Origin of the sequence: Burkholderia sp. WSM2232 (assembly GCF_000472545.1) — a bacterium.
Taxonomy (GTDB): domain Bacteria; phylum Pseudomonadota; class Gammaproteobacteria; order Burkholderiales; family Burkholderiaceae; genus Paraburkholderia.
In genome coordinates, this window is sequence record NZ_AWZV01000008.1 from 122,428 (window position 1) to 146,783 (window position 24,356).

Annotated in this window: 23 protein-coding genes and 1 tRNA gene; 17 read left to right on the plus strand and 7 right to left on the minus strand. The window is 63.2% G+C overall.

Translation table 11 applies throughout. The features are described from left to right. Positions 1–101: 101 nt before the first annotated feature. Positions 102–536, minus strand: coding sequence for a DUF2069 domain-containing protein (locus F757_RS0108250; protein ID WP_027210995.1), 435 nt, complete (start codon positions 534–536; stop codon positions 102–104). Then, complete coding sequence (gene wrbA / locus F757_RS0108255; protein WP_027210996.1) at positions 533–1,135, minus strand: NAD(P)H:quinone oxidoreductase; 603 nt, start codon at positions 1,133–1,135, stop codon at positions 533–535. The genes F757_RS0108250 and wrbA overlap by 4 nt, the downstream gene beginning before the upstream one ends. A gap of 155 nt (positions 1,136–1,290) precedes the next feature. Here wrbA and F757_RS0108260 point away from each other — a divergent pair, with 155 nt between their 5' ends. Next, entirely contained in the window at positions 1,291–2,604 is a 1,314-nt protein-coding gene (locus F757_RS0108260) for a YihY family inner membrane protein (protein ID WP_198021368.1), read from the plus strand. A gap of 52 nt (positions 2,605–2,656) precedes the next feature. Here F757_RS0108260 and F757_RS0108265 read toward each other — a convergent pair whose 3' ends face one another. From F757_RS0108265 to F757_RS0108275, 3 genes are all read right to left on the minus strand, one after another. Next, positions 2,657–2,977: an Mpo1-like protein gene (locus tag F757_RS0108265; RefSeq protein ID WP_027210998.1), complete on the minus strand. Its 321-nt coding sequence runs from the start codon at positions 2,975–2,977 to the stop codon at positions 2,657–2,659. Between the two features lie 258 nt (positions 2,978–3,235). Continuing rightward, entirely contained in the window at positions 3,236–4,069 is an 834-nt protein-coding gene (locus F757_RS0108270) for an alpha/beta fold hydrolase (RefSeq protein ID WP_027210999.1), read from the minus strand. Beyond that, positions 4,066–5,487: an O-acetylhomoserine aminocarboxypropyltransferase gene (locus tag F757_RS0108275; RefSeq protein WP_035466511.1), complete on the minus strand. Its 1,422-nt coding sequence runs from the start codon at positions 5,485–5,487 to the stop codon at positions 4,066–4,068. Before F757_RS0108275 ends, F757_RS0108270 begins: the two co-directional genes overlap by 4 nt. Positions 5,488–5,728: 241 nt before the next feature. On the opposite strand from F757_RS0108275, the gene F757_RS0108285 reads away from it, so the two are divergent. The 4 genes from F757_RS0108285 to F757_RS0108300 all read left to right on the plus strand — a co-directional run bounded on the left by F757_RS0108285 (position 5,729) and on the right by F757_RS0108300 (position 11,040). Beyond that, a complete protein-coding gene (locus tag F757_RS0108285; RefSeq protein ID WP_013339939.1) occupies positions 5,729–6,187 on the plus strand; it encodes a CBS domain-containing protein in 459 nt (152 codons plus the stop codon). A gap of 138 nt (positions 6,188–6,325) precedes the next feature. Continuing rightward, on the plus strand, positions 6,326–8,290 hold the full coding sequence (locus F757_RS0108290; protein ID WP_027211001.1) for an MFS transporter: 1,965 nt from the start codon (positions 6,326–6,328) through the stop codon (positions 8,288–8,290). Between the two features lie 121 nt (positions 8,291–8,411). After that, complete coding sequence (gene aroC, locus F757_RS0108295) at positions 8,412–9,512, plus strand: chorismate synthase (RefSeq protein WP_027211002.1); 1,101 nt, start codon at positions 8,412–8,414, stop codon at positions 9,510–9,512. 49 nt (positions 9,513–9,561) lie between these two features. Beyond that, the gene (locus F757_RS0108300) at positions 9,562–11,040 is read left to right on the plus strand and encodes a tetratricopeptide repeat protein (protein ID WP_027211003.1); all 1,479 of its coding nucleotides are present in this window, start codon (positions 9,562–9,564) and stop codon (positions 11,038–11,040) included. A gap of 86 nt (positions 11,041–11,126) precedes the next feature. Here F757_RS0108300 and F757_RS0108305 read toward each other — a convergent pair whose 3' ends face one another. After that, entirely contained in the window at positions 11,127–12,800 is a 1,674-nt protein-coding gene (locus F757_RS0108305) for an electron transfer flavoprotein-ubiquinone oxidoreductase (protein WP_027211004.1), read from the minus strand. A gap of 188 nt (positions 12,801–12,988) precedes the next feature. Between F757_RS0108305 and F757_RS0108310 the strand changes: the two genes are divergently transcribed. Then, positions 12,989–13,765 carry an SDR family oxidoreductase gene (locus F757_RS0108310; RefSeq protein ID WP_013339934.1) on the plus strand — a complete coding sequence of 259 codons (777 nt, stop codon included), beginning with the start codon at positions 12,989–12,991 and terminating at the stop codon, positions 13,763–13,765. Between the two features lie 92 nt (positions 13,766–13,857). Next, on the plus strand, positions 13,858–14,301 hold the full coding sequence (locus tag F757_RS0108315) for an acyl-CoA thioesterase (protein WP_027211005.1): 444 nt from the start codon (positions 13,858–13,860) through the stop codon (positions 14,299–14,301). Positions 14,302–14,325: 24 nt separating this feature from the next. Here F757_RS0108315 and F757_RS0108320 read toward each other — a convergent pair whose 3' ends face one another. After that, positions 14,326–14,871, minus strand: coding sequence for a LuxR C-terminal-related transcriptional regulator (locus tag F757_RS0108320; protein ID WP_027211006.1), 546 nt, complete (start codon positions 14,869–14,871; stop codon positions 14,326–14,328). A gap of 240 nt (positions 14,872–15,111) precedes the next feature. Here F757_RS0108320 and F757_RS0108325 point away from each other — a divergent pair, with 240 nt between their 5' ends. The 10 genes from F757_RS0108325 to rplT all read left to right on the plus strand — a co-directional run bounded on the left by F757_RS0108325 (position 15,112) and on the right by rplT (position 24,275). Continuing rightward, positions 15,112–15,816 carry a CoA transferase subunit A gene (locus tag F757_RS0108325; RefSeq protein WP_027211007.1) on the plus strand — a complete coding sequence of 235 codons (705 nt, stop codon included), beginning with the start codon at positions 15,112–15,114 and terminating at the stop codon, positions 15,814–15,816. A 2-nt stretch (positions 15,817–15,818) separates the two neighbouring features. Continuing rightward, entirely contained in the window at positions 15,819–16,460 is a 642-nt protein-coding gene (locus tag F757_RS0108330) for a CoA transferase subunit B (RefSeq protein ID WP_013339930.1), read from the plus strand. Between the two features lie 335 nt (positions 16,461–16,795). Next, on the plus strand, positions 16,796–17,707 hold the full coding sequence (locus F757_RS0108335; RefSeq protein ID WP_027211008.1) for an alpha/beta fold hydrolase: 912 nt from the start codon (positions 16,796–16,798) through the stop codon (positions 17,705–17,707). A gap of 80 nt (positions 17,708–17,787) precedes the next feature. Then, entirely contained in the window at positions 17,788–18,141 is a 354-nt protein-coding gene (locus tag F757_RS0108340; protein WP_027211009.1) for a RidA family protein, read from the plus strand. A gap of 94 nt (positions 18,142–18,235) precedes the next feature. Further along, positions 18,236–20,479, plus strand: coding sequence for a RelA/SpoT family protein (locus tag F757_RS0108345; RefSeq protein WP_027211010.1), 2,244 nt, complete (start codon positions 18,236–18,238; stop codon positions 20,477–20,479). 137 nt (positions 20,480–20,616) lie between these two features. After that, positions 20,617–20,693 (plus strand) — tRNA-Val (locus F757_RS0108350). A 267-nt stretch (positions 20,694–20,960) separates the two neighbouring features. Continuing rightward, positions 20,961–22,868 (plus strand): threonine--tRNA ligase, encoded by a 1,908-nt coding sequence (gene thrS / locus F757_RS0108355; RefSeq protein ID WP_027211011.1) that lies wholly within the window; start codon positions 20,961–20,963, stop codon positions 22,866–22,868. A 49-nt stretch (positions 22,869–22,917) separates the two neighbouring features. Continuing rightward, complete coding sequence (gene infC / locus F757_RS0108360; RefSeq protein ID WP_081435533.1) at positions 22,918–23,442, plus strand: translation initiation factor IF-3; 525 nt, start codon at positions 22,918–22,920, stop codon at positions 23,440–23,442. Positions 23,443–23,688: 246 nt separating this feature from the next. Further along, on the plus strand, positions 23,689–23,886 hold the full coding sequence (rpmI, locus tag F757_RS0108365; protein ID WP_006052501.1) for a 50S ribosomal protein L35: 198 nt from the start codon (positions 23,689–23,691) through the stop codon (positions 23,884–23,886). Between the two features lie 29 nt (positions 23,887–23,915). Beyond that, on the plus strand, positions 23,916–24,275 hold the full coding sequence (rplT, locus tag F757_RS0108370; protein ID WP_006052502.1) for a 50S ribosomal protein L20: 360 nt from the start codon (positions 23,916–23,918) through the stop codon (positions 24,273–24,275). Positions 24,276–24,356 lie beyond the last annotated feature (81 nt).

Genomic DNA, 24,356 nt, shown 5'->3' on the forward strand with positions numbered 1-24,356 from the left:
GAATCGGTCAGCGGGTTCGGCGGCAACGCGCGCTGGCAAGTGGAGTGAAAGTTGGACGGAAGGGCGAGTGGAAAGTCGGCGGAAAGTCGGGTGCGTGAACCTCAGACGTCCGCGCTTTCCGGACGTTCGCTGTGCAGCTTCGCCCCGTTTTTCGTCGCGCTTTTTGCCGCGCCTTTCGCCGCGCGCTTGAACGGCGCCACGTAGGCGAGCGCGCAGACGAAAAAGACCACGGCGAGCGCGGCCTCCAGCCAGCCGAGGCCGGCACTCAGGCCACGATCGCTCCAGCCGCGCACCACGCCCTCGGTAAAGTACAGCAGGATCAGCATCGACGCCCATTGCAGCGTATAAAGACGCTGCCGCCACACACCCGGCAGCGCGAGCAGCAGCGGCACTGCCTTGATCACGAGCGCCGTGCCGCCCGGACGCAGCGGCGCGAGCCACGCCTCCCATGCAATCGACACAACGATCAGCGCGACGAGTGACGCGCTCGCGCCGAACGCCGCGAGCCTGTTTGCCGACGGTGGCCTGCTGTTCATGGCCTCTCGCTCATGGCTGCCGCCGTGCGCGCGATGCGTGCTCCGAGCGCCACGGCAAGCGTTTTCTCGTCCGCGGAAATGCCCTGCCCGGCGCTGCCCGCGCGCGCGAAATGCGACGCGCCGTAGGGCGTGCCGCCAGTTTGCGTCGTAGTTAGCGCAGTTTCCGTGTACGGAATGCCGACGATCAGCATGCCGTGGTGAAGCAGCGGCAACATCATGGACAACAGCGTGGATTCCTGGCCGCCGTGCAGACTGCCGGTGGACGTGAAGACGCAAGCCGGCTTGCCGGCGAGCGCGCCCGAGAGCCACTGCGGTGTCGTGCCATCGAGAAAGTACTTCAGCGAAGCGGCCATGTTCCCGAAGCGGGTGGGCGAGCCGAGCGCCAGACCGGCGCATTCCTCGAGGTCGCGCAGTTCGACATACGGCGGTCCTTCAGCGGGAATGTCGGGCTGCGTCGCTTCGCAAACGGCCGAGACTGCCGGCACGGTGCGCACGCGCGCCTGCATGCCGGGGACGCTGTCGACGCCGTGCGCGATCGCCAGCGCGAGTTCGCGCGTGGCGCCGTGACGGCTGTAATAGAGCACGAGAATGTCTTTCATAAGCCTCATCGGTGAACGGGTATTATAGGGCTTGGGTCCGCTCTACAGGCTGTTCCCAGCCCTTCATAGCCATTTGGCCAGGCCTCGCGCAAGCTGCGTCCGAGGTTGCGCCTGGCGGTCCCGCAACACGCTTTGACGAAAGCAAGGAGGCAGGTTTGTTGTCCAGGGTGCGTTTCGATCTCGACACGCTCAAGCGGCTCGCGCAATTCGCCGCGAAGCGCAGCAGCGAAGACCGTATTCCCCAGGTGGCCGGCAGCCTCACGTTCACCACGATGCTCGCGCTGGTGCCGCTTGCCACCGTTGCGTTCGCGCTCTTCACCGCGTTCCCGCTGTTCAGTTCGTTCCAGGAGTCGCTGCAGTTTTTCCTCGCCGACCACCTGATGCCCGCGCAACTGAACAGCCAGATCTTCAAGTATCTGAATCAGTTCGCGGCGAAGGCGAAGGGGTTGACGACCATCGGCATGGTGCTGCTGTTTCTCACCGGCGTGATGACGATGATGACGATCGAATCCGCTTTCAACGTGATCTGGCGCGTGCGCAAGGCGCGGCCTGTCGCGCAGCGCATCCTCGTGTACTGGGCGATCATTACGCTCGGTCCGATCCTGATTGGCGTGAGTCTTTCCATCTCGTCGTATCTGTTCACGCAGTCCATGACCTTCAGCGCCGCCCAGCGCATGACGCCGGTGATCGAATGGGCGCTCGCGGGCGCTGCCTTGCCGCTCACGGCGCTCGCTTTCACGATTCTCTACGTGTATTTGCCGAACTGCCGCGTGGAATGGCGCGATGCGGTGATCGGCGGCGTGACGGCGGCGATCGCCTTCGAGCTCGCCAAGCGCGGCTTCGGCTATTACGTGCGGCGCATGCCTACCTACACCGCGGTGTACGGTGCGTTTTCGGTGGTGCCGCTGTTCCTGCTTTGGATGTACCTCTGCTGGTTCATCACGCTGGCGGGCGCGATGATTGCCTCGGCGTTGCCGGCCATTCGCATCGGCCAGTTTCATCGCCCGACTTTCGAGGGCAGTAATCTGTTCGACTCTCTCGAACTGCTGGCACGGCTTTGCGAGGCGCGCGACGCCGGCAAGCGCGGTTATACGGTAACCGAACTATCGCGCATGCTTCGCCGCGATATGGACACTACCGTCTATCTGCTGCAAAGGCTGGAACAGGTCGGATGGATCGCGCAATTGCAGGAAGACGCCTCGCGCCCGCACTTTCTGCTGCTGGCGAATCCGGCGCAGATCACCGTGCAGCAACTGTACGATCTGTTCGTGATGGATCGTGCCGAACTGGAATATCAGCTTCAGCTCGCCTCCACTCGCGTGGACGGCGCCATGCTGCTCGCCGCGCTCGAAAACGACAGGCTGAAGGTGACGCTCGCGACGCTGCTCACGGCCCGCGCCGCCGCGCGCGCCGCAGCGGCCGACGAAAACGATCGCGGCACGTCCTCCATGCCGCATCAGGCGGCCTAGCGTAGGCGCTGACTAGCGTAGGCGCTGATTACGGCCGCTCGCGCCGCTCGCGCTACAACGAAATTTTGCCCACGCAGATGTCCTTGAACATTACCCAGTCGCCCATCAGGCTGTAGAGCGGATGGCGAAAGGTTGCCGGCCGGTTCTTCTCGAAGAAAAAATGCCCGACCCAGGCGAACCCGTATCCGCACACCACCGCGCCAGGCAGCCACAGCCAGTCGCCGGTGGCAAGCGCCATCGCGAGGCAGCCAATCACCGCGAGCGAGCCGACGAAATGCAGCCGTCGCGACACCAGGTTGCGATGTTCGCTCAGATAGTACGGATAAAACTCCGCGAAGTTCGCGAAGTGATCGGTATGCGCGGTATGAGCCATGAGGGCCTCCCGGATTGCTGTGCGCGGCGATTGCGCGGGCGTATGCCACGTTCTGTTTTCGCGGCGCGCCGGTCCTTCGACATGCCGGAACATCAGCTTGCCGACGGCGCCCGCAACGGAACGTTCCAAACCATTGTGCGGCTATCGTGTGCCTCGCGCAACCTGGCCATTCGGACGATGGCGCCGACGCTTTGCTGCCGCTATCGTGAACGAATCAACGCTGCGGCGTGGGATGGGCGCCACGCCGGCGGCAAAGCGCTAGCCTGTGACGCGTGCGGGTTGTGAAGCGAAGCCGAAGAGCGCGTCGAGCGTGGCGTCGGGCTGCTCGGTCATCAGCGCATGCCCGGCTTCCAGTGTGATCGTGTCGACCGGATTGCCCGCCTGGGCGAGCGCATCTGCAAGCGCTTTGGCTGCGCGTGGCGGCGTCATCGCATCGCGGCGGCCCACCACGAGGCGCGTCGCACAGCGGACCTGGGCCGCCCGCACGAGGCCGTCCGCATAGTTGTTGCAAGCGGTGAAATCTGTGTGAAAGAGATGAGTCTCGCCTTTTGTCGACACGCGTTCCATGAGCCGCTGGTTCATGCCGTGCAGCCAGAAGCCGGGGCCTGGGCAAGAAGGTTTCGCCGCGAAGGTGGAGTGCGACCACTGGTTGACCATGCCGATAGCTTCCGGCTCGCTGTGCAGCGCGGCTTGCAACAGGCTGTCGGATACGGCCATCGGCAAGGCCGTGGCAAGCAGTGCGAGATGCGTGGTCCGCTGCGGATAGCGGCCGGCAAAGTCGAGCGCGACGAGCGACCCCATGCTATGGCCGATCACGCAGGCGCGCTCGACGTTCGCAGCGTCGAGCAGGGCGGCGAGCCAGTGCGCCAGCGCTTCTATGGTGTGAAGCGCGGGGCCGGCGCTGCGACAGTGTCCCGGCAGATCGACGGCCAGCACCCCGAAGCCGTGGTGCGCGAAGTAGCGCGTTTGCAGCGCCCACACGCTGTGGTCGTGCTCCGCACCGTGAATGAACACAACCGTCGGCAGGCTCGGCTCAAACGGTTTGCCGCCGGTGTAGGCATAGGCGGCCTTGCCTTGAACGGTGAGAATCATGCGGACTCCGGGCGCGGTTGCGAAGTGGCGGTGCCGCCTGTGGGCGGTGCGCTGCTCGACGCCGGATGGTGCCCGGCTTCTCGTGGTGCTTTCGGTGAAGCGTTGGGTGAGGCGTTGGGCGAAGCATTCGGCGAGGTCTTCTGCGATGCTTTCAGGCCGCGTTTCAGGTCGTCGATGAGATCGTCCGGATCTTCCAGGCCGATGGACAACCGGATCGTGCCTTCCGCGATGCCTGCCGCGGCGAGCGCGGCGGCGTCCATGCGGAAGTGCGTGGTGGAGGCCGGGTGGATCACCAGCGAGCGTGCGTCGCCGACATTGGCCAGATGCGAGAACAGCGACAGCGCTTCGATGAAGCGGCGGCCGGCCGCGCGGTCGCCGCGCAGATTGAAGCTGAACACGGCGCCCGCGCCGCGCGGCAGAAGACGTTGGGCGAGCGCGTGATCGGGATGCGTCGGCAGTTCGGGATACGCGACGGCTTCCACCGCCGCATGGCCGGCGAGAAACTCGACGACCCGGCGCGTGTTGGCGACGTGGCGCTCCATCCGCAAAGGCAGCGTTTCGATGCCTTGCAGAAGCTGCCATGCGGCTTGCGGATGCAGGCAGGCGCCGAAATCGCGCAAGCCTTCGCGGCGGGCGCGCAGCAGGAAGGGCGCCACCGTGCTTTCCTCGCTGAACACCATGCCGTGGAAGCCGGCATAAGGCTCGGTGAATTCGGGAAAGCGTCCGGAGGCGTCGAAGTCGAACGTGCCGCCGTCCACCAGCACGCCGCCGATCGTCGTGCCGTGGCCGCCCAGAAACTTGGTGGCCGAGTGATAGACGAAGTCCGCGCCGTGCTCGAACGGCTTGAGCAGGTACGGCGTGGTGAAGGTAGAGTCGACGAGAAGCGGCACCCGGTGCTCGTGAGCGATCTGCGCGACGGTGGCAATGTCGAGCACGTCGAGGCCGGGATTGCCGAGCGTTTCGCCGAACAGCAGCCGGGTGTTCGGGCGCAGCGCGGCGCGCCATCCGTCGATATGGCCCGGTCTGACAAAGGTCGTTTCAATGCCGAAGCGGGGCAATGTGTAATGCAGCAGATTATGCGAGCCGCCGTACAGCGCGCTCGACGCAACGATGTGCGAGCCCGCGCCCATCAGCGTGACGATCGCCAGATGCAAGGCGGCCTGGCCGCTTGCCGTGCCGATCGCGCCCGCGCCGTTTTCGAGCGCCGCGACACGTTCCTCGAACACGGCAACGGTCGGGTTCGAGATGCGCGAGTAGACGTGCCCCGCGCGCTCCATGTTGAAAAGCGCGGCGGCGTGATCGGCGTCGCGAAACGAGAACGACGTAGTCTGGTAAATGGGCGTGGCGCGCGCGCCGGTGGTGGGATCGGGAGCGGCGCCGGCGTGCAGCGCAAGCGTGTCGAAACGGTTGGCGGACATGCGGGTCGGCAAGGCCACGGACAGCCTCGCGAAAGGTCAAGGTGGCGGCCATCGTATCACCGGCATGGCACGCATCAAGCGCGGTTTTCCCGATGCGAAGGGCGCGCCGCCAGGCCGTTGAGTCGCGGCGCAAGCCCGCCGCGCCTTTATGGGCGGGCCGCTTTCCTTTTATGGGCCTTTCCGCTAGGATCGAAAGTCATTGATGTATTACATGCCTGGCGGGTATTTTGGGAGACAGATTATGCGAGTCAGCGACATTCTTAAAGTCAAAGGCAACACCCTTTTCACGGTTACGCCGGATACCCCGCTGCACGACGCAGTCAACACCATGGCGGAGCACGACATCGGCTCGCTGGTGGTCATGGAGTACGGCGACCTGGTCGGTATGCTGACATTCCGCGAGATTATCCTCACGCTCAAGGAAAATGGCGGAAGCGTGGGCACGTCCACCATTCGCAAGGTCATGGACGATCATCCGCTCACCTGCACGCCCGAAACAGACGTCAACGAAGTACGCCGCATGATGCTCGAGCATCACGTGCGTTATCTGCCGGTGCTGGAAAGCCGCACGCTGATGGGCGTGATTTCGTTTTACGACGTCGCGAAGGCGGTGGTCGAAGAGCAGGGTTTCGAAAATCGCATGCTGAAGGCGTACATTCGCGACTGGCCGGAAGAGCAGGGGCAGCAGCCGGCGCGTTGATACGCGGCGGCTGAACCCGCCATCCAGTGAAGGCGTGCGCGAGAGCGCGCGCTTTTTTTGTGCGCGCCGCCATCACACGGCGCGCGGCTTGCGGGGTGTTGCGCAGGCGTCTGCTTTCCGATCCGTCTCTCGCACGACATGAGTCACAGACCGTTGCCTCCCACACCCCCTACGCGCGCGCTGTCCGCCGCCCGGCGCGCCGCGCGTCGGCACGGCAGCCACGAATCGCAGTTCAAGCTGCTTGGCGAGCGTCGTTTTGCGCCGTTTTTCTGGACCCAGTTCCTCGGCGCGATGAACGACAACGTGTTCAAGATCGGCTTTACGTCGCTCGTCACGTTTCAGGCGGCGCGCTTTTCTGGCGTCGATCCCAAAACAGCGGCGTTTCTCATCTCGGCCATCTTTATTCTCCCTTTCGTGCTGTTGTCGGCCACTTCCGGACAGATCGCCGACAAGTACGACAAGGCGATGCTCACGCGTCTCGTGAAGAGCTTCGAGATTGTCGTGATGCTGATCGGCGGCGCTGGTTTTCTGCTGCACAGCGCGCCGCTGCTGTATTTGTGCACGTTTCTGATGGGCGTGCATTCCACCGTGTTCGGGCCGGTCAAGTACTCGTATCTGCCCCAGCATCTGTCGAACCAGGAACTCGTGGGCGGCAACGGCATGGTGGAGATGGGCACCTTCGTCGCGATTCTGGTCGGCACGATTGTCGGCGGCGCGAGCGCGGGGTTCGTCGAGCATGGTGCGCTGGTGCTCGCTTGCGCGTGCGTCGCGATTGCGCTCGCAGGGCGCATGGTGTCGGCCTTCGTGCTGACCACGCCGGCGCCGCAGCCGGAGCTGCGCATCAACTGGAATCCGGTCAGCGAAACCTGGCGAAACCTCAAGCTCGCGCGCGAAAACCGCACGGTGTTTCTGAGCCTGCTCGGCATATCGTGGCTGTGGTTCGTGGGCGCGACGTTTCTGTCGTCGTTTTTCAGCTATGCGAAAGACGTGCTGTCCGCCGATCCGGACGTGGTGACCGTGCTGCTGGGCACGTTCTCGGTCGGCATCGGCCTCGGCTCGCTATTGTGCGAAAAGCTCTCGAAGCGGCGGATCGAAATCGGCCTCGTGCCGCTCGGTTCGATCGGCATGAGCGTGTTCGGCATCGACCTTTTTTTCGCGAGCCACGCGTTGCCGTCTGCCGGGCACCTGCTGAGCGTCGGCGAGTTTCTCGCACGGCCCATGCATTGGCGCGTGCTTGCCGATCTGTTCCTGCTCGCCATGTTCGGTGGCTTCTACAGCGTGCCGCTCTATTCGCTGATCCAGAGCCGCAGCCAGCCGAGCCACCGGGCGCGCATCATCGCCGCGAACAATATTCTGAATTCGCTGTTCATGATTGTCTCGTCGCTCATGGCGATCGGGCTGACGGCGGCGGGCTTGAGCATTCCAGCCATTTTTCTTGTGACTGCGCTGCTCAACATCGTGGTGGCAAGCTACATCTATTCGCTGGTGCCCGAGTTTCTGCTGCGCTTTATCGCATGGGTGCTGGTGCACACGTTCTACCGCATTCGTCTCGTTCATGCAGAGCGGATTCCGGATGAAGGCGCGGCCGTTCTTGTGTGCAATCACGTAAGTTTCGTGGATGCGGTCGTGATCATGGCCGAGAGCCCGCGGCCGATCCGCTTCGTAATGGATCATCAGATATTCAAGACGCGATTCGCGGGCTGGGTGTTTCGTCATGCGAAGGCCATTCCTATCGCTCCCGCCCACCAGGACGCGCAGTTGCTCGCACGCGCCTATGAGCGCTGCGCGCAGGCGCTCGCCGAGGGCGAACTGGTGTGCATCTTTCCGGAGGGCAAGCTCACGCGAACCGGCGACATGAATCCGTTCCGTCATGGCGTGATGGAGATCATTCGCCGCACGCCCGTGCCGGTCATTCCCATGGCGCTGCGCGGATTGTGGGGCAGCGTGTTTTCGCGCGCCGATGACGCGCGCTGGCCGCGGCCGATGCACAAGGGCGTGATGAGCCGCCTGACACTCGCGGTTGCCGAGCCGATAGAACCGGCGCTCGCCACGCCCGAGTTGCTGCAAGAAATCGTCACGGAATTGCGCGGGGCGCGCAAGTAGGGCGGCCTATTCTGGACCTGTCCGGAGCCTGGCCTTAAGTCATAAGACGGCGCCCGGCGGCGCCTTGGGCGGCGAGGGGCTGGCATAATAGCGCTTTCCCCGCATCCTTTGGACGACGCCCATGTCCGGCAACACCCTCGGTACGCTTTTTACTGTCACGACCTTCGGCGAATCGCACGGCCCGGCTATCGGCTGTGTGATCGACGGCTGCCCGCCGGGCATGGCGCTCGACGAAGCGGACATCCAGTTCGAACTGGACCGCCGCAAGCCCGGCACCTCGCGCCACGTCACGCAGCGTCAGGAAGAAGACAAGGTCGAGATTCTCTCGGGCGTATTCGAAGGCAAGACCACCGGCGCGCCGATTGCGCTTCTGATCCGCAATACGGACCAGCGCAGCAAAGACTACGGCAATATTGCGGACACCTTCCGTCCGGGCCACGCCGACTACACCTACTGGCAGAAGTACGGCATTCGCGACTATCGCGGCGGCGGACGTTCGTCCGCGCGCCTGACCGCGCCGACGGTCGCGGCGGGGGCGGTCGCGAAGAAGTGGCTGCGCGAGAAGTTCGGCACGGAGGTGCGCGGCTACATGGCGGCGCTCGGCGAGATCGACGTGCCGTTCGTCGACTGGGCGCAGGTGCGCGAGAATCCGTTCTTCGTGCCGAATGCCGATATCGTGCCGCAGCTCGAAGCTTACATGGACGCGCTGCGCAAGGACGGCGACTCGATCGGCGCGCGCATCAACGTGGTGGCTTCGGGCGTGCCCGTGGGCCTTGGCGAGCCGCTGTTCGACCGGCTCGACGCGGACATCGCCCACGCCATGATGGGCATCAACGCGGTGAAGGGCGTGGAGATCGGCGCTGGTTTTGCCAGCGTCGCACAGCGCGGCTCCGTGCATGGCGACGAACTGACGCCCGAGGGTTTTGTCGGCAATCACGCGGGCGGGGTGCTCGGCGGCATTTCGACCGGTCAGGACATTACCGTATCCATCGCGATCAAGCCGACGTCGAGCATCCGCACGCCGCGCCGCTCGATCGACAAAGCGGGACAACCCGCCGTTGTCGAAACGTTCGGGCGGCATGATCCGTGTGTCGGCATTCGCGCTACGCCGATCGCGGAGGCCATGCTCGCGCTGGTGCTGATCGATCACGCGCTGCGCCACCGCGCGCAATGCGGCGACGTCTCGGTAAGCACGCCGAAGATCGCGGCCAGCGCGCCGTAACGACACGCTTCTGGCGGTCTGAATCGCGCTGCGCGAGCGGCGTTTTCGCATGAGTCAACCTCTTCTGGAGCCGGCAGACGCTGTTCTGCCGGCGTTGCGTGCCCGCGCGTTGACACCGCAGGCCACCGCGCAAGACTATCTCGCATTAGGCGAGGCGCTGTTGCAACGCGCCGGCCAGGACAAGGCGTTGCGGCGCGAAGCGCTCGTGGCGTTCGTGCGGGCTTATCAGGCAGATCCCGCCTGTCACTGCACGCTGCTGCATACGATTGCACAAACCGCGTTCGTCGTGCGCGAGTGGGCCTTGGTCGAGGAGGCCACTACGTTGCTGCTCGCGCAAAATTCCGCGGACGCCAACGCGTTGGTCTGGCGTGCAGCCGCGGTTCAGCATCGCGACGATTTTGCTACCGCCGAGCAGTTGTTGCGCGACGCGGTGCGTGTGGTGCCGGGCAATCCGGTGGCGCTTCACAAGCTCGCCTTGTGCCTGAAGGAGCAGGGGCGCTTTGCGCAAGCTGAGGCGTTGCTGCGCGAGGTGCTCGCGTTGTCGCCGGATAATGCGTACGCGTTGTTCGACCTCTCGGAACTGGAGATGCGCAGCGGCCGTTTCGTCGAGGGCTGGGCGCGCTACGAAGCGCGTATGGCGTTTGGCGGCGGCGAGCTGAACAGCGCGCAAAGCGCGCTCGCCGAGATCAGCGCTCCTTGGCAAGGCGAGTCGCTGGCGGGCAAGACGCTCGTTGTGTACGGCGAGCAAGGCAATGGCGATTGCGTGTGGGCGGTGCGCTTTCTGCCGTTGCTCGCAGAGCGCGCCCGGCGCGAGGGCGGCACGGTGATCTTCGGTCACGACGGACCGTTGCGAGCGCTGTTCGAGCGGACGCTGCCCGCGGACCTGCGGCTCGAAACCAGCCTGGAAACGCAGCCTGACTTTCATTGCGGGCTGATGAGCCTGCCGCTGCGCCTCGGCATCGTCGACCCGCATGGCTGGGGCGCGCCTTATCTGAACGCGGACCCCACGCTCGCGCAAATCTGGCAACGGCGCGTGCGGGAATGCGTCGGCGCAATGCCCGGCAAGCGCAGCGTGGGCCTTGTGTGGAACGGCAATCCTGACCATATTCGCGACACGCGGCGCTCGGTGCCGGCGGAGCAACTCGAGCCCTTACTGGACGTGCCTCGCGTGACGTATTTCGCGCTTTCGCCCGAGCGGGGCGAGACTGTCGCGCAGTGGCGTGCAAAGGGCCTCGACGTGGTCGACCTCACTCACCACTTTCAATCAGGCTTCGACGATGTCGCCGCATTGCTCGCGAATCTCGATCTGACGGTCACGATCGACAGCGGGCCGGCTCATCTTGCGGGCGCGCTCGGCGTGCCGACCTGTTTGATGATCGACCATGTGTCGGCATGGTTCTGGGGCAGCGAGGCGGCGATTACGCCCTGGTACGATTCGATCGAACTGTTCAGGCAACCCGCAGTGGGCGCATGGGCGCCGGTGGTGGCGCGGGTACGCGCGCGCATCGAAGAGCTGACGCGCGGCTGAGGTCGCGTTCACAGCGTTCGCAGGGTTCACGGCTTTCACCGCGTTCGCAAGGCGGGCACGCCTGGCGTGCGCCGCAAAGCGGGACATCACATGTTCGGATAATTCGGCCCGCCGCCGCCTTCGGGCGTGACCCACACGATGTTTTGCGTCGGGTCCTTGATGTCGCAGGTCTTGCAATGCACGCAGTTCTGCGCGTTGATCACCAGCCGCTCGCCGCCATCGTCGTTCTTCACGAACTCGTACACCGCAGCCGGGCAGTAGCGCGATTCCGGACCGGCATAGGTCTGCCAGTTCACGTTCACCGGCACCGTCGGATCCTTTAGCGTCAGATGCGCGGGCTGGTTCTCTTCGTGATTCGTGTTCGAGATGAACACCGAAGACAACCGGTCGAACGTGAGCTTGCCATCGGGCTTCGGATACACGATCGGCTTGCACTGCGACGCAGGCTTGAGCATCTCGTGATCCCAATGCTGGTGATGTAGCGTCCAAGGCACGTTGCCGCCCAGCAGCTTCTGCTCGATGCCCACCATCAGCGTGCCAAGGTACAGGCCCTTGCTCATCCACTGCTTGAAATTGCGGGCCTTGTAGAGCTCCGTGTGCAGCCACGAGGTCTTGAAGCTCTCCGGGTACGCCGTGAGTTCGTCGCTCGTGCGGCCGGCCTGGACGGCTTCGAAGGCGGCATCGGCGGCCAGCATGCCGGTCTTGATTGCAGCGTGTGAGCCCTTGATGCGCGACGCGTTCAGAAAGCCCGCGTCGTCGCCCACCAGCGCGCCGCCGGGGAATACCAGCTTCGGCAGCGACATCAGTCCGCCCGCGGTGATCGCGCGCGCGCCATACGACACGCGTTTGCCGCCTTCGAGGAATTGGCGGATCGCCGGATGCGTCTTGTAGCGCTGGAATTCCTCGAACGGCGACAGGTACGGATTCGAATAACCCAGACCCACCACGAAACCCACCACCACCTGGTTGTTGTCCATGTGGTAGAGGAACGAGCCGCCGTAGGTGTCGGTGTCGAGCGGCCAGCCGGCCGTGTGCATGACGAGCCCCGGCTTGTGCTTCGCAGGGTCGATCTCCCACAGCTCCTTGATGCCGATGCCGTAGACCTGCGGATCCACGCCCTCGCGCAGACTGAACTTGTCGTTCAGTTGCCGGCCAAGATGCCCGCGCGCGCCTTCGCAGAAGAGCGTGTATTTCGCGTGCAGTTCCATGCCGAGCTGGAAGTTTTCGGTGGGTTGGCCGTCCTTGCCGATGCCGAGGTTGCCGGTCGCAACGCCTTTGACCGAGCCGTCGTCGTTATAAAGAATTTCGGCGGCGGGGAATCCCGGAAAGATTTCCACGCCCAGCGCCTCGGCCTGCTGACCCAGCCAGCGCGCGACGCTCGCGAGGCTGATCACGTAGTTGCCGTGGTTCTTGAAGTTGTCCGGCAGCGCCCAGTTCGGCACCGACTTCGCGCCGTTTTCCGACAGGAAGAGGAAACGGTCTTCGGTCACTTCCACGTCCAGAGGCGCGCCTTTTTCCTTCCAGTCGGGAATCAGTTCGGTGATGGCGCGCGGGTCCATGACCGCGCCGGAGAGGATGTGCGCCCCGATCTCCGAGCCTTTTTCCAGTACGCAGACGCCAAGCTCGACCCCCTTGTCGGCCGCCAGCTGCTTCAGGCGGATCGCGGCAGCGAGACCAGCCGGGCCGCCGCCGACGATCACGACGTCGTATTCCATCGACTCGCGCGGGCCATACTGCTCGATGAGACTTGCGGGGGTCATTGATGCTCCTCTTACCGTTAGAATGCTTTTTTCGGGATCGTATTGTGGGCGATGGATTCTTGCACCGCAACCGGATCAGCAGAGATTAGCACGCTCGTTCTATTTCTGTGATACGGTATTGACCCGAGCTCAACGCCCGGCCGCAACCGGCAACCGCATCCGTAACTACCACCGAACAAGGAACGACAATGGGCCGTTCGATCAATCTGGAAGGCAAGGTCGCGCTGATAACCGGCGCCTCGAGCGGGTTGGGCAAGCGCTTTGCGCAAGTGTTGTCGCAGGCGGGCGCCAAGGTCGTGCTGGCGAGCCGGCGCACCGAGCGGCTTAAGGAACTGCGCGCCGAGATCGAGGCGTCGGGCGGCGCGGCGCACGTCGTCTCGCTGGACGTGACCGACTATCAAAGCATCAAGGCCGCCGTCGCGCATGCGGAGACGGAGGCGGGCACCATCGACATTCTGGTGAACAACTCAGGTGTGTCCACCACGCAGAAGCTCTCTGAGGTCACGCCGGCCGACTTCGAATACGTGTTCGACACAAATACGCGCGGCGCATTCTTCGTCGCACAGGAAGTGGCCAAGCGCATGATCATGCGCGGCAACAATGCGCAAAAGCCGTCCTACCGCATCATCAATATTGCGTCCATGGCGGGCTTGCGGGTGCTGCCGCAAATCGGCCTGTATTCGATGAGCAAGGCAGCCGTCGTGCACATGACCAAGGCGATGGCGCTCGAATGGGGCAAGCACGGCATCAACGTGAATGCGATCTGTCCGGGCTATATCGACACGGAGATCAACCATCACCACTGGTCGACCGAGCAGGGGCAAAAGCTCGTGTCGATGCTGCCGCGCCATCGCGTGGGCAAGCCTGACGACCTGGACGGGCTCCTGCTGCTGCTCGCGGCGGACGAATCGCAGTTCATCAACGGCTCGGTGATCGCCGCCGACGACGGCTTCGGTCTCGCGTGAGCTTTCGCGCGTTGCCGCCTTGCGGCGTTACCGCTTGACCGGGGCCGATGCGGGCCCTCAATCACAGAAGAAGCAGGAAAAGTAGAAGCACAATGAGCGATTTTCATGCAGTTTTCGAGATGTCCATGCCGATCCGCTGGGGCGACATGGACGCGTTCGGCCATGTGAACAACACGGTCTATTTCCGCTACATGGAGCAGGTACGCATTTCCTGGTTCGAGCACCTCGGTTTGACCGGCAGCAACGCGGACGGCCAGGGACCGGTGATCGTCAATGCCTCGATGGAATTTCTCAGGCAACTGCATTATCCCGGCGACGTGATCGGCCGCATGAGCGTCGCGACGCCCGGCCGCAGCAGTTTCGACACCGGCTTCGAGCTGGTGCGCGCGGACGATCCGAACACCGTTTATGCGCGCGGCGCCGCCCGTTGCGTGTGGATCGACTACGCGGCCGGCAAGTCGGTGCCGGTGCCCGACCTGCTGCGCGCGACCATTGAGCGAGCCGCTCTCGTGAAAACGGCCGAACCGGCCGCGTAAATTCGCGAAGTGCGGCGGCCGCGCTCAGTGGCCGAGCAGACGTTGCAGCAGCTCTGTCGCATTCCCGGTATCGTATTTGCGCATCAGGCGGGCGCGGTATACGTCCACCGTTCGCGGGCTGATGTCGAGCGCCCGTCCAATCTGCTTGCTGGTTTTTCCCGTCACCAGTTGCGCGGCGACTTCGCGCTCGCGAGGCGTGAGTTCCACGGCTACGCGCCGCGTCGCGCTCAAATCTTCAAAAGTCCAGACGCCCGCCGCGTGCGGGTCGGTGCGCCGCTGCGCGCGGCCCGTCACGTGGCACCAGAACAGTTCGCCGTTGGCGCGCTTCATGATGCGGTCGTCGGCGTAACTGCCTTGCGCGGTCATGATGGGCGGAATGCGTGCGCCGATCCGCTCGAATTCGTCCGCGGACGGGTAAAGTATCTGGAACGACTGGCCGAGCAGCGTCTCGCGCGGGCAGCCGAAAATCGACGCAAGCTCGTCATTGCAATCTTCGATAATGCGTTCGCGCGACAGCACGAGCCCGATCGGCGCGAGATGAAAAGCGGTTTGATAATCCAGTGCGGGCATGGGCTGGCGGCAAGTACTTATGTATTTTTGCGTATTGTGCCGCATGGCACGGCGAGCGTACTCTTTCGGGCACATGAGAACGCGGTGAGGCGTCCGTGGCGGCGTGTGCGAGCATTGGTCCTGGCTTCGCACCCACTGCCTCGCGGGCGACTGCAGCGACGTGTCGGGCCACCGCCTGTACGCGTCACATGGGCCGCCACAAAACCGGTTTCGGGTTTCCATAAAGGAAGGGACATACTGATGAACAAGGTCTATCCAGGCGCCGCCGAGGCGCTGAAAGACATCGTCAAGGACGGGCAGACGTTCGCCGTCGGCGGCTTCGGCCTGTGCGGCATTCCCGAGGCGCTGATTGCGGCGCTGCGCGACACAAAGGTGCAGGGCATCACGTGCATTAGCAACAACGCGGGTGTCGACGGTTTCGGCCTCGGCTTGCTGCTCGAAACGCGCCAGATCAAGAAGATGATTTCGTCGTATGTCGGCGAGAACAAGGAGTTCGAGCGCCAGTACCTGGCTGGTGAGCTCGAGCTCGAATTCACGCCGCAGGGCACGCTCGCGGAGAAGCTGCGAGCGGGCGGCTCGGGCATTCCGGCCTTCTTCACGAACACGGGCTACGGCACGCTGATCGCCGAGGGCAAGGAAACCCGCCAGTTCGGCGAGAACCACTACGTGCTCGAACATTCGCTGACGGCGGATATTGCGCTCGTCAAGGCATGGAAGGCCGACAAGTCGGGCAACCTGATCTATCGCCGCACGGCGCGCAACTTCAACCCGATGTGCGCAATGGCCGGCCGGATCACGGTGGCGGAAGTCGAGGAAATCGTCGAGGTGGGCGAGCTTGATCCGGACGCGATCCATACGCCTGGCATCTTCGTTCAGCGCATCGTGTTGAATGCGCATCCGGAAAAACGCATCGAACAACGCGTCGTCCGCGCGAAAGGAGACTGATCATGGCATGGACTCGTGACGAAATGGCCGCGCGCGCGGCGAAGGAATTGCAGGACGGCTTTTACGTGAATCTCGGCATCGGCCTGCCGACGCTGGTGGCTAACCATGTGCCGCCGGGTGTCGAAGTGTGGCTGCAATCCGAGAACGGGCTGCTTGGCATCGGCCCCTCGCCGACCGAAGAAGAAGTGGACGCCGATCTCATTAACGCGGGCAAGCAGACGGTGACCACGCTGCCGGGCTCGTCGATTTTCTCGTCGGCGGACTCGTTTGCGATGATCCGCGGCGGCCACATCAACCTGGCGATCCTCGGCGCGATGCAGATCAGCAAGAAGGGGGATCTGGCCAACTGGATGATTCCCGGCAAGATGATCAAGGGTATGGGCGGCGCGATGGATCTGGTCGCGGGCGTCAAGCGCGTGGTGGTCCTGATGGAGCACGTCGCGAAGGGTGACCAGCACAAGATCCTCGAAGAATGCACATTGCCGCTGACAGGCGTGGGCGTGGTCGATCAGATCATCACCGACCTGGGCGTGATCGAAGTCACGGACGACGGCCTCAAGGTGACTGAACTGGCGCCGGGCGTGAGCGTCGACGAGATCAAGGCAAAGACGGGCGCGCCGCTGGACGTGAGCGCGGTGAGCTGATTGGAGGTTGCGAGGGCCGTTGCCGCGCCGGTGACGCCGGAGCAGCAACGGCCGCTCTGCACGCCGGCGTGCATGCTCGAGCTGGGCGTGCAGCGTGCAGGTGCAGTACAAGTGAAGTGCAGTTGAAGCGGACGAGACGCAAGTCTCGTCCGCTTTTTCTTTTCCGGCGAACGTTCTGCCATGCCTGTCCTATGCCGTTTGGCCGATCGTTGCGTTGCGCAAAGCGGTTTACAATCGTCCGCAGGCATTAATCGAAAGTCGCCCCGTGCCGCTTCTCACCGCGTTGCGTCCGCGCTAATGGGCGGAGCCGGGCAGCGCTTTTGCAAGGACCACAAATGACAGCAACGACAGCCTTCGCAGGTGAGCCGCCTACGCCTCGTCAACGTTATGTGCAATGCGCGAGCGCGGCGGGCCTGCATCGTATCGCCTACACCGAGTGGGGCGATCCGGACAACCCGCGCGTGCTGGTGTGCGTGCATGGCCTGACGCGTTCCGGGCGCGATTTCGACCGGCTGGCCGCGCAGTTTGCCGGTACCTACCGCGTGGTTTGTCCGGATGTGGTCGGACGCGGCTTGTCGTCATGGCTCGCCAATCCAAACCTGTATGGCGTGCCGCAATATGTGGCCGACATGGTCACGCTGATCGCTCGCCTGAACGTGGAAACGGTGGACTGGTTCGGCACGTCCATGGGCGGGCTGATCGGGCTCGGTCTCGCAGGCCTCGCTGATATGCCCATCCGCAAGCTGTTGTTGAACGACGTCGGCCCGCATCTGGAGCCGGAAGCCGTCAAACGTATCGGCGATTATCTTGGCAAGCCCGTGCGTTTCGACTCGCTGCGGCAAGGCGTCGACCACGCGGCGTTTCTTGCGCGCACCTTCGGCCCGCTCACGCCGGACGAATGGCGCGAGATCAATACGCCACTGCTGCGCGAGGAAAACGGCACGTGGCTGTTCCGATACGATCCGCGCATCGCCCAGCCTTTTTCCGCGACCACCGAAGAAACCGCGAGACTCGGCGAGGCCGCGCTATGGCATTCGCTCGCGTCCTTCCAGGGGCCGGTGCTGGTGGTGAGAGGCGAGTCGTCCGACTTGTTGTCGCGTGAAACGGTCGCGAAGATGGTCGAGACAGGGCGTGCCGTTTCGAGCGTCGAAATCAGCGGTGTCGGACATGCGCCGGCGTTTCTGTCGGCAGATCAGATTGAGATCGCGCGGCGCTTCTTTATCGGCGCCGGCAGCGACGCGTCATAATATGCAGTTGCGCGTGGCGCCTGAGCGTCATGCAAGCCGCATTTCTCTTCAACTCTCTTCTATCTACATCAGGATCTTCCATGGCAGTCATTCGTCACCATGTCGGCAAGCGTCTCTCGGAAATTGCCGTGCACAACGGCACCGTGTACCTCGCCGGCCAGATCGCGGAAGACGCGGACCAGGACATTACGGGCCAGACGCGCGAAGTGCTCGGCCATATCGACCGTCTGCTTGCCGAGGTGAACAGCGACAAAGCGCATCTGCTGTCGGTGCAGATCTATATCTCGGACATGGCGCACTTCGCCGGCATGAACGCGGTGTGGGACGAGTGGGTCGCACAAGGCGCCACGCCGCCGCGCGCCACCGTGGAAGCCCGGCTTGCGAACCCGAAGTGTCTGGTCGAAATTGTCGTGGTCGCGGCGCAGCGTAGCTAGCCACGGCAGCTATTCCGGCAGCCGGGCCGCGCAGGACCTGGCTGTTGCAGTTGAAATTCCGTTGATTTGCCTCGCCCCACTGGGGCGCCGCACCATGAATACCGAAACCGTTACGAGCGCGCCGCATCCCCTCCCGTCTTTCGACGAAGCGATGGCATTCGTACGGCAGCACGCGGGCGAGGTGCGCCTGTCCTCTGGCGAATTGCTGGCGGATCACGCGGCGGGCACCGCGTCCATCATGCGTACGCTCAATGTCGATCCGCCGGCCGTGCTGGCGGCGGCGCTGTTCGCCTTGACGCCGCACTTGCAGGACCCGGAGCGCCTGATCGCCGACAACTTCGGCGAAGAGGTCGCACAACTGGTCGGCGACGTGCGCAAGCTGCTGCGCCTTGGCACCGTGAGCCTGCGCGCGGCGCAGAATGCAATGCCCGAAGCGGGGCGCGACGCGCAGGCCGCGCGGCGCGCGCAGGTCGAGGCGTTACGCAAGATGCTGCTGGCGTTCGCGCAGGACATCCGCGTGGTGTTGATCCGGCTCGCTTCGCGGCTGCAGTCGCTGCGCTATTACGCGGCGGCAAAGCTCACGCCTACGCCGGACGTCGCACGCGAGACGCTCGATATTTACGCGCCGCTTGCCAACCGTCTGGGCATCTGGCAACTGAAGTGGGAGCTCGAGGACCTCGCGTTCCGCTTCGAGGAGCCAGTCGTCTACAAGCGCATCGCGAAGCTGCTCGACGAGAAGCGCGTCGAGCGCGAAAGCTATGTGGCGCAGGCCATTGAACGCCTGCAGCAGGAACTCGCCGCCGCCAACATACGCGCGGAGGTGAGCGGGCGGCCGAAGCATATCTACAGCATCTGGCGCAAGATGCGCGGCAAGGAGCTCGACTTCGCGGAACTGTACGACGTGCGTGCGTTTCGCGTAATCGTGCCCGACATCAAAGACTGCTACACCGTGCTCGGTATCGTGCACAACCTGTGGCAGCCGGTGCCCAAAGAGTTCGACGACTACATCTCGCGGCCCAAGCCGAACGGCTACAAGTCGTTGCACACAGTCGTGATCGGCGACGACGGCCGCGCATTCGAAGTGCAGATCCGCACTCACGACATGCATCAGTTCGCGGAATACGGCGTGGCCGCGCACTGGCGCTACAAGGAGGCCGGCACGCGCGGTTACGGCGGGCAGTTCGCCGCCAACGAGAAGTACGACGAGAAAATTGCGTGGCTGCGCCAACTGCTCGCGTGGAAAGACGACGTGTCCGAAGGCGAGCACGGCGAAAAGCGTGCGGCGCAGCCGTGGGAGCAACTGCGGCAGGCCACGCTCGACGACGACCACATCTACGTGCTGACGCCGCAGGCCCGTGTGATCGCGTTGCCGCACGGCGCGACCCCGGTCGATTTCGCGTACCACCTGCATAGCGAGTTGGGGCACAGGTGCCGCGGCGCGCGGGTGGACGGCGCAATGGTGCCGCTCAACACGCAGTTGCAGAACGGCCAGACGGTCGAGATCGTCGCGGTGAAAGAGGGGGGGCCGTCGCGCGACTGGTTGAACCCGCAACTGGGCTATTTGCATAGCCCGCGCGCACGCCAGAAGGTGCGCGCCTGGTTCAATGCGGTTGAATTGCAGGAGCACATTGCGAGCGGCCGCGCGATGGTCGAAAAGACCTTGCAGCGCGAGGGCAAGACTTCGGTCAACCTGGATCAGCTTGCCGCCAAACTGGGCTTCAAGACGACCGACGATCTGTTCTCGGTGGTGGGCAAGGAAGAGTTCAGTTTGCGGCTCGTCGAACAGGCGTTGCACGATGCGCCGCCGCCCGAACCGGCGGTCGAGGCGCCGGAGCACTTCGAGAAGCGCAGCAGCGGCGCCAGCGTCGCGCGGGGCGCATCGACGGGCGTGCTGGTGGTGGGTGTCGACGCACTGCTCACGCAGCTTGCGCGCTGTTGCCGGCCGGCGCCGCCCGACGACATTTCGGGCTTCGTGACGCGCGGCAAGGGCATGTCGATTCACCGCAGCGATTGCCCGACGTTCATGCGCATGGCCGAGCGCGCGCCGGAGCGGGTGCTGCAAACGGCGTGGTCGGCGGATGTGATGAGCGGCCGGGGGCAGTCCGTTTATCCGGTCGACCTGTCGATCGAGGCCACCGACCGCCAGGGGCTGCTGCGCGATATCTCGGAAGTGTTCGCGCGCGAAAAAATGAATGTGATCGGTGTGAAGACGCAGACGCGCCGCAATGCCGCGTTCATGCAGTTTACCGTCGAGGTTTCTAGTGCCGCGCAAATACAGCGCGCCTGCACGCTGCTCGGTGAAGTGACTGGCGTTGTGCGTGCATCGCGCAAAGGCTGAGAACGAATGAGGGCAATGAGTCGTGCGAATGCAGACGTTACATGAGTCGCGGCAAAGTCCGCGAGTGCGGGATGGTCAAGCCGATGCGTGAAAGTACTTGCCAAGCAGTGTGGGGCTCCATATAATCTCGTTTCTTCAGGCTCGTAGCTCAGCTGGTTAGAGCACCACCTTGACATGGTGGGGGTCGTTGGTTCGAGTCCAATCGAGCCTACCAACGAAAAAGAAACTTCGGCATTGCCGGGGTTTCGCAAACTGCAGTAAGCGCCTGTGGCGCAATAGGCGAATACGGCGAAGGGCGATACGGTTATGGCACCGCGAACGTTGACCGAAACCACTTCGGAGCGACGCTAGTCGAGGACCACTTTCGCCAGTGCAGTTTGCAGGAAATGTGAATGCGGCCCCTCGAAAGCGGGGCCGCATTTTTTTTGGCTTTTTCACCTGGTTGTATGTGCCGCCGCCGGTCGGCGCCATGGAGAACGCAATGGTTTCGATACGTCTGCCTGACGGTTCTGTTCGACAGTACGAGCATCCGGTGACCGTCGCCGAAGTGGCGGCGTCCATCGGCCCTGGCCTCGCGAAGGCGGCGCTCGGCGGCAAGATTGATGGTCAACTGGTCGACACGTCCACGCTGATCGATCACGACGTGGCGCTTGCCATCGTCACCGAAAAAGATGCGGACGGTCTCGATATCATTCGCCACTCCACGGCGCACCTGCTCGCGTACGCAGTAAAAGATCTGTATCCCGAGGCGCAGGTCACCATCGGTCCGGTGATCGACAACGGCTTCTACTACGACTTTGCCTACAGCCGTCCTTTCACGCCCGAAGATCTGGAAAAGATCGAAAAGCGCATGCAGGAGCTCGCCAAGAAAGACGAGCCCGTGTCGCGCCGCGTTGTGTCGCGCGACGAAGCGGTGGACTACTTCAAGAGCATCGGCGAAAAGTACAAGGCGGAGATCATCGAGTCGATTCCCGCAACGGACGAGATCAAGCTGTACTCGCACGGCGGCTTTACCGACCTGTGCCGCGGCCCGCACGTGCCGTCCACCGGCAAGCTCAAGGTCTTCAAGCTGATGAAGGTGGCGGGCGCCTACTGGCGCGGCGATTCGAAGAACGAGCAGTTGCAGCGCATTTACGGCACCGCCTGGACCAAGAAGGAAGACCAGGAAGCGTACCTGCACATGCTCGAGGAAGCGGAAAAGCGCGATCACCGCAAGCTCGGCAAACAGCTCGACCTGTTCCACATGCAGGACGAGTCGCCCGGCATGGTGTTCTGGCATCCGCGCGGCTGGACGTTGTGGCAGCAGGTGGAGCAATACATGCGCCGCCGCGTGAACGAGGCCGGCTACCTCGAAATCAAGACGCCCATGATCATGGACCGGTCGCTGTGGGAAGCGTCGGGCCACTGGCAGAACTATCGTGAAAACATGTTCACGACGGAATCGGAAAAGCGCGACTACGCGATCAAGCCGATGAACTGCCCCGGTCACGTGCAGGTGTTCAACCACGGTTTGCGCTCGTATCGCGATCTGCCGCTGCGTTACGCGGAGTTCGGCTCGTGCCACCGTAACGAATCGTCGGGCGCGCTGCATGGTTTGATGCGCGTGCGCGGTTTCGTGCAGGACGACGCGCACATCTTCTGTACGGAAGAGCAGTTCATCAGCGAGTCGATCGCCTTCAACACGCTCGCCATGAGCGTGTACAAGGACTTCGGCTTCGACAACGTCGAGATCAAGCTGTCGTTGCGCCCGGACGCGCGCGCGGGCACGGACGAAACGTGGGACCGCGCGGAGCAGGGCTTGCGCGAGGCGTTGACGGCTTGCGGCGTGACGTGGGAAGAACTGCCGGGCGAAGGCGCCTTTTACGGTCCGAAGGTCGAGTATCACATCAAGGACGCGCTCGGCCGCTCCTGGCAATGTGGCACCCTCCAGCTGGATATGGTCCTGCCCGAGCGTCTGGGCGCGGAGTACGTCGCCGAAGACAACGGCCGTCGGCGGCCCATCATGCTGCACCGGGCAATCGTCGGATCAATGGAGCGCTTCCTCGGCATTCTGATCGAGCACCACGCCGGTGCAATGCCCGCATGGCTGGCACCAATGCAGGTGGTAGTGATGAATATCGCCGAAAGTCAGGCCGAATACGCCCGGTCTCTTGCCCAATCGTTGCAAAAACAAGGGGTTAGAGTGGAGGCCGATTTGCGCAACGAGAAGATTAGCTATAAAATACGTGAGCACACGCTCGAGAAGGTGCCGTACCTGCTTGTGGTCGGCGACAAGGAGCGTGAAGCACAAACGGTAGCCGTGCGTGCCCGTGGTGGCGTTGACCTTGGCGTGATGCCTGTCGACGCCTTCATTGAGCGTCTGCGCCAGGACGTGCAGTCGTTCAACTGAGCCACTTGGCAGCCCGGCTCGTTTTTTTAATTTTTAGAGGAAACGTAACATCGCTACTGATAAGTCTGCGCACCGCATCAACGGTGAAATTACGGCACCCGAGGTGCGTCTGGTCGGAGTCGAGAACGAACCGCTCGGCATCGTGAAACTCGCTGATGCGTTCCGCATGTCGGAACAGCAAGATGTGGATCTGGTTGAAATCGCTCCTCAAGCGGTCCCGCCGGTTTGCCGTTTGATGGACTACGGCAAGTTCAAGTACTCGGAAGCGAAGAAGCAGCACGAGGCCAAGCTCAAGCAGAAGATCGTTCAGGTCAAGGAAGTCAAATTCCGTCCGGGCACTGACGACGGTGACTACAACGTCAAGCTGCGCAACCTCATTCGCTTCCTCGAAGACGGCGACAAGACGAAAATCACGTTGCGTTTCCGTGGCCGCGAAATGGCTCACCAGGAAATTGGCATGCGCATGCTCGAACGCCTGCGCACCGATCTCGACGAAGTCGGTCAGGTCGAGCAAATGCCGAAAATGGAAGGGCGCCAGATGATCATGGTGCTCGCTCCGAAGAAAAAGAAGTAAGCGGTCAGAGCGGCGGCGCGCCATGTGGCGCGGGTTCTGGTTGTCAAAGTTAAATCGCGCCGCGCCGGGTATCCGGTGCGGTGCCAGCAGGTTTCGGAGCGGCGCTCGTGTAGATGCGCGTCGCTTCCCGAAAAGCGGCTGCCGGCAATATCGGCGGTCTGCATACCAAGTGGAATGGGTTTCGAAGGGCGGGTAATGGCCATCTGGCCGACCGCACACCCATATCCATCTAATAATGGAGTTGTCATGCCGAAGATGAAGACCAAGAAGAGTGCTGCGAAGCGCTTCGTGGTGCGTCCGGGCGGTACCGTCAAGCGCGGTCAGGCCTTCAAGCGCCACATTCTTACCAAGAAGACCACCAAGAACAAACGCCATCTGCGCGGTTCGACGGCAGTTCATGATTCCGATCTGAACTCCGTGCGCGCAATGCTGCCGTTCGCTTAACCCTTAACCGAAACTCATAGGAGCAAGACATGCCTCGAGTCAAACGTGGGGTTACCGCACGGGCCCGTCACAAGAAGATCATCAAGCTGGCCAAGGGTTACCGCGGCCGTCGCAATAACGTCTATCGCATCGCCAAGCAGGCGGTCATGCGCGCAGGCCAGTACGCCTACCGCGATCGCCGCAACAAGAAGCGTGTGTTCCGCGCACTGTGGATCACGCGTATCAACGCGGCGGTGCGTCAGCACGACATGACGTACAGCGTGTTCATCAACGGCCTGAAGAAGGCTTCGATCGAACTGGACCGCAAGGTGCTGGCCGACATGGCTGTGTTCGACAAGGCTGCTTTTGCTGCGATCGTTCAGCAGGTGAAAGCCGCCGTTGCAGCCTGATTGCGCTTCTGGCAATTAACACTGCGTGGTTAGTTGCAGCGAACATCCGGTAGTCACGGTGACGCTGCAACAAAAACGGGG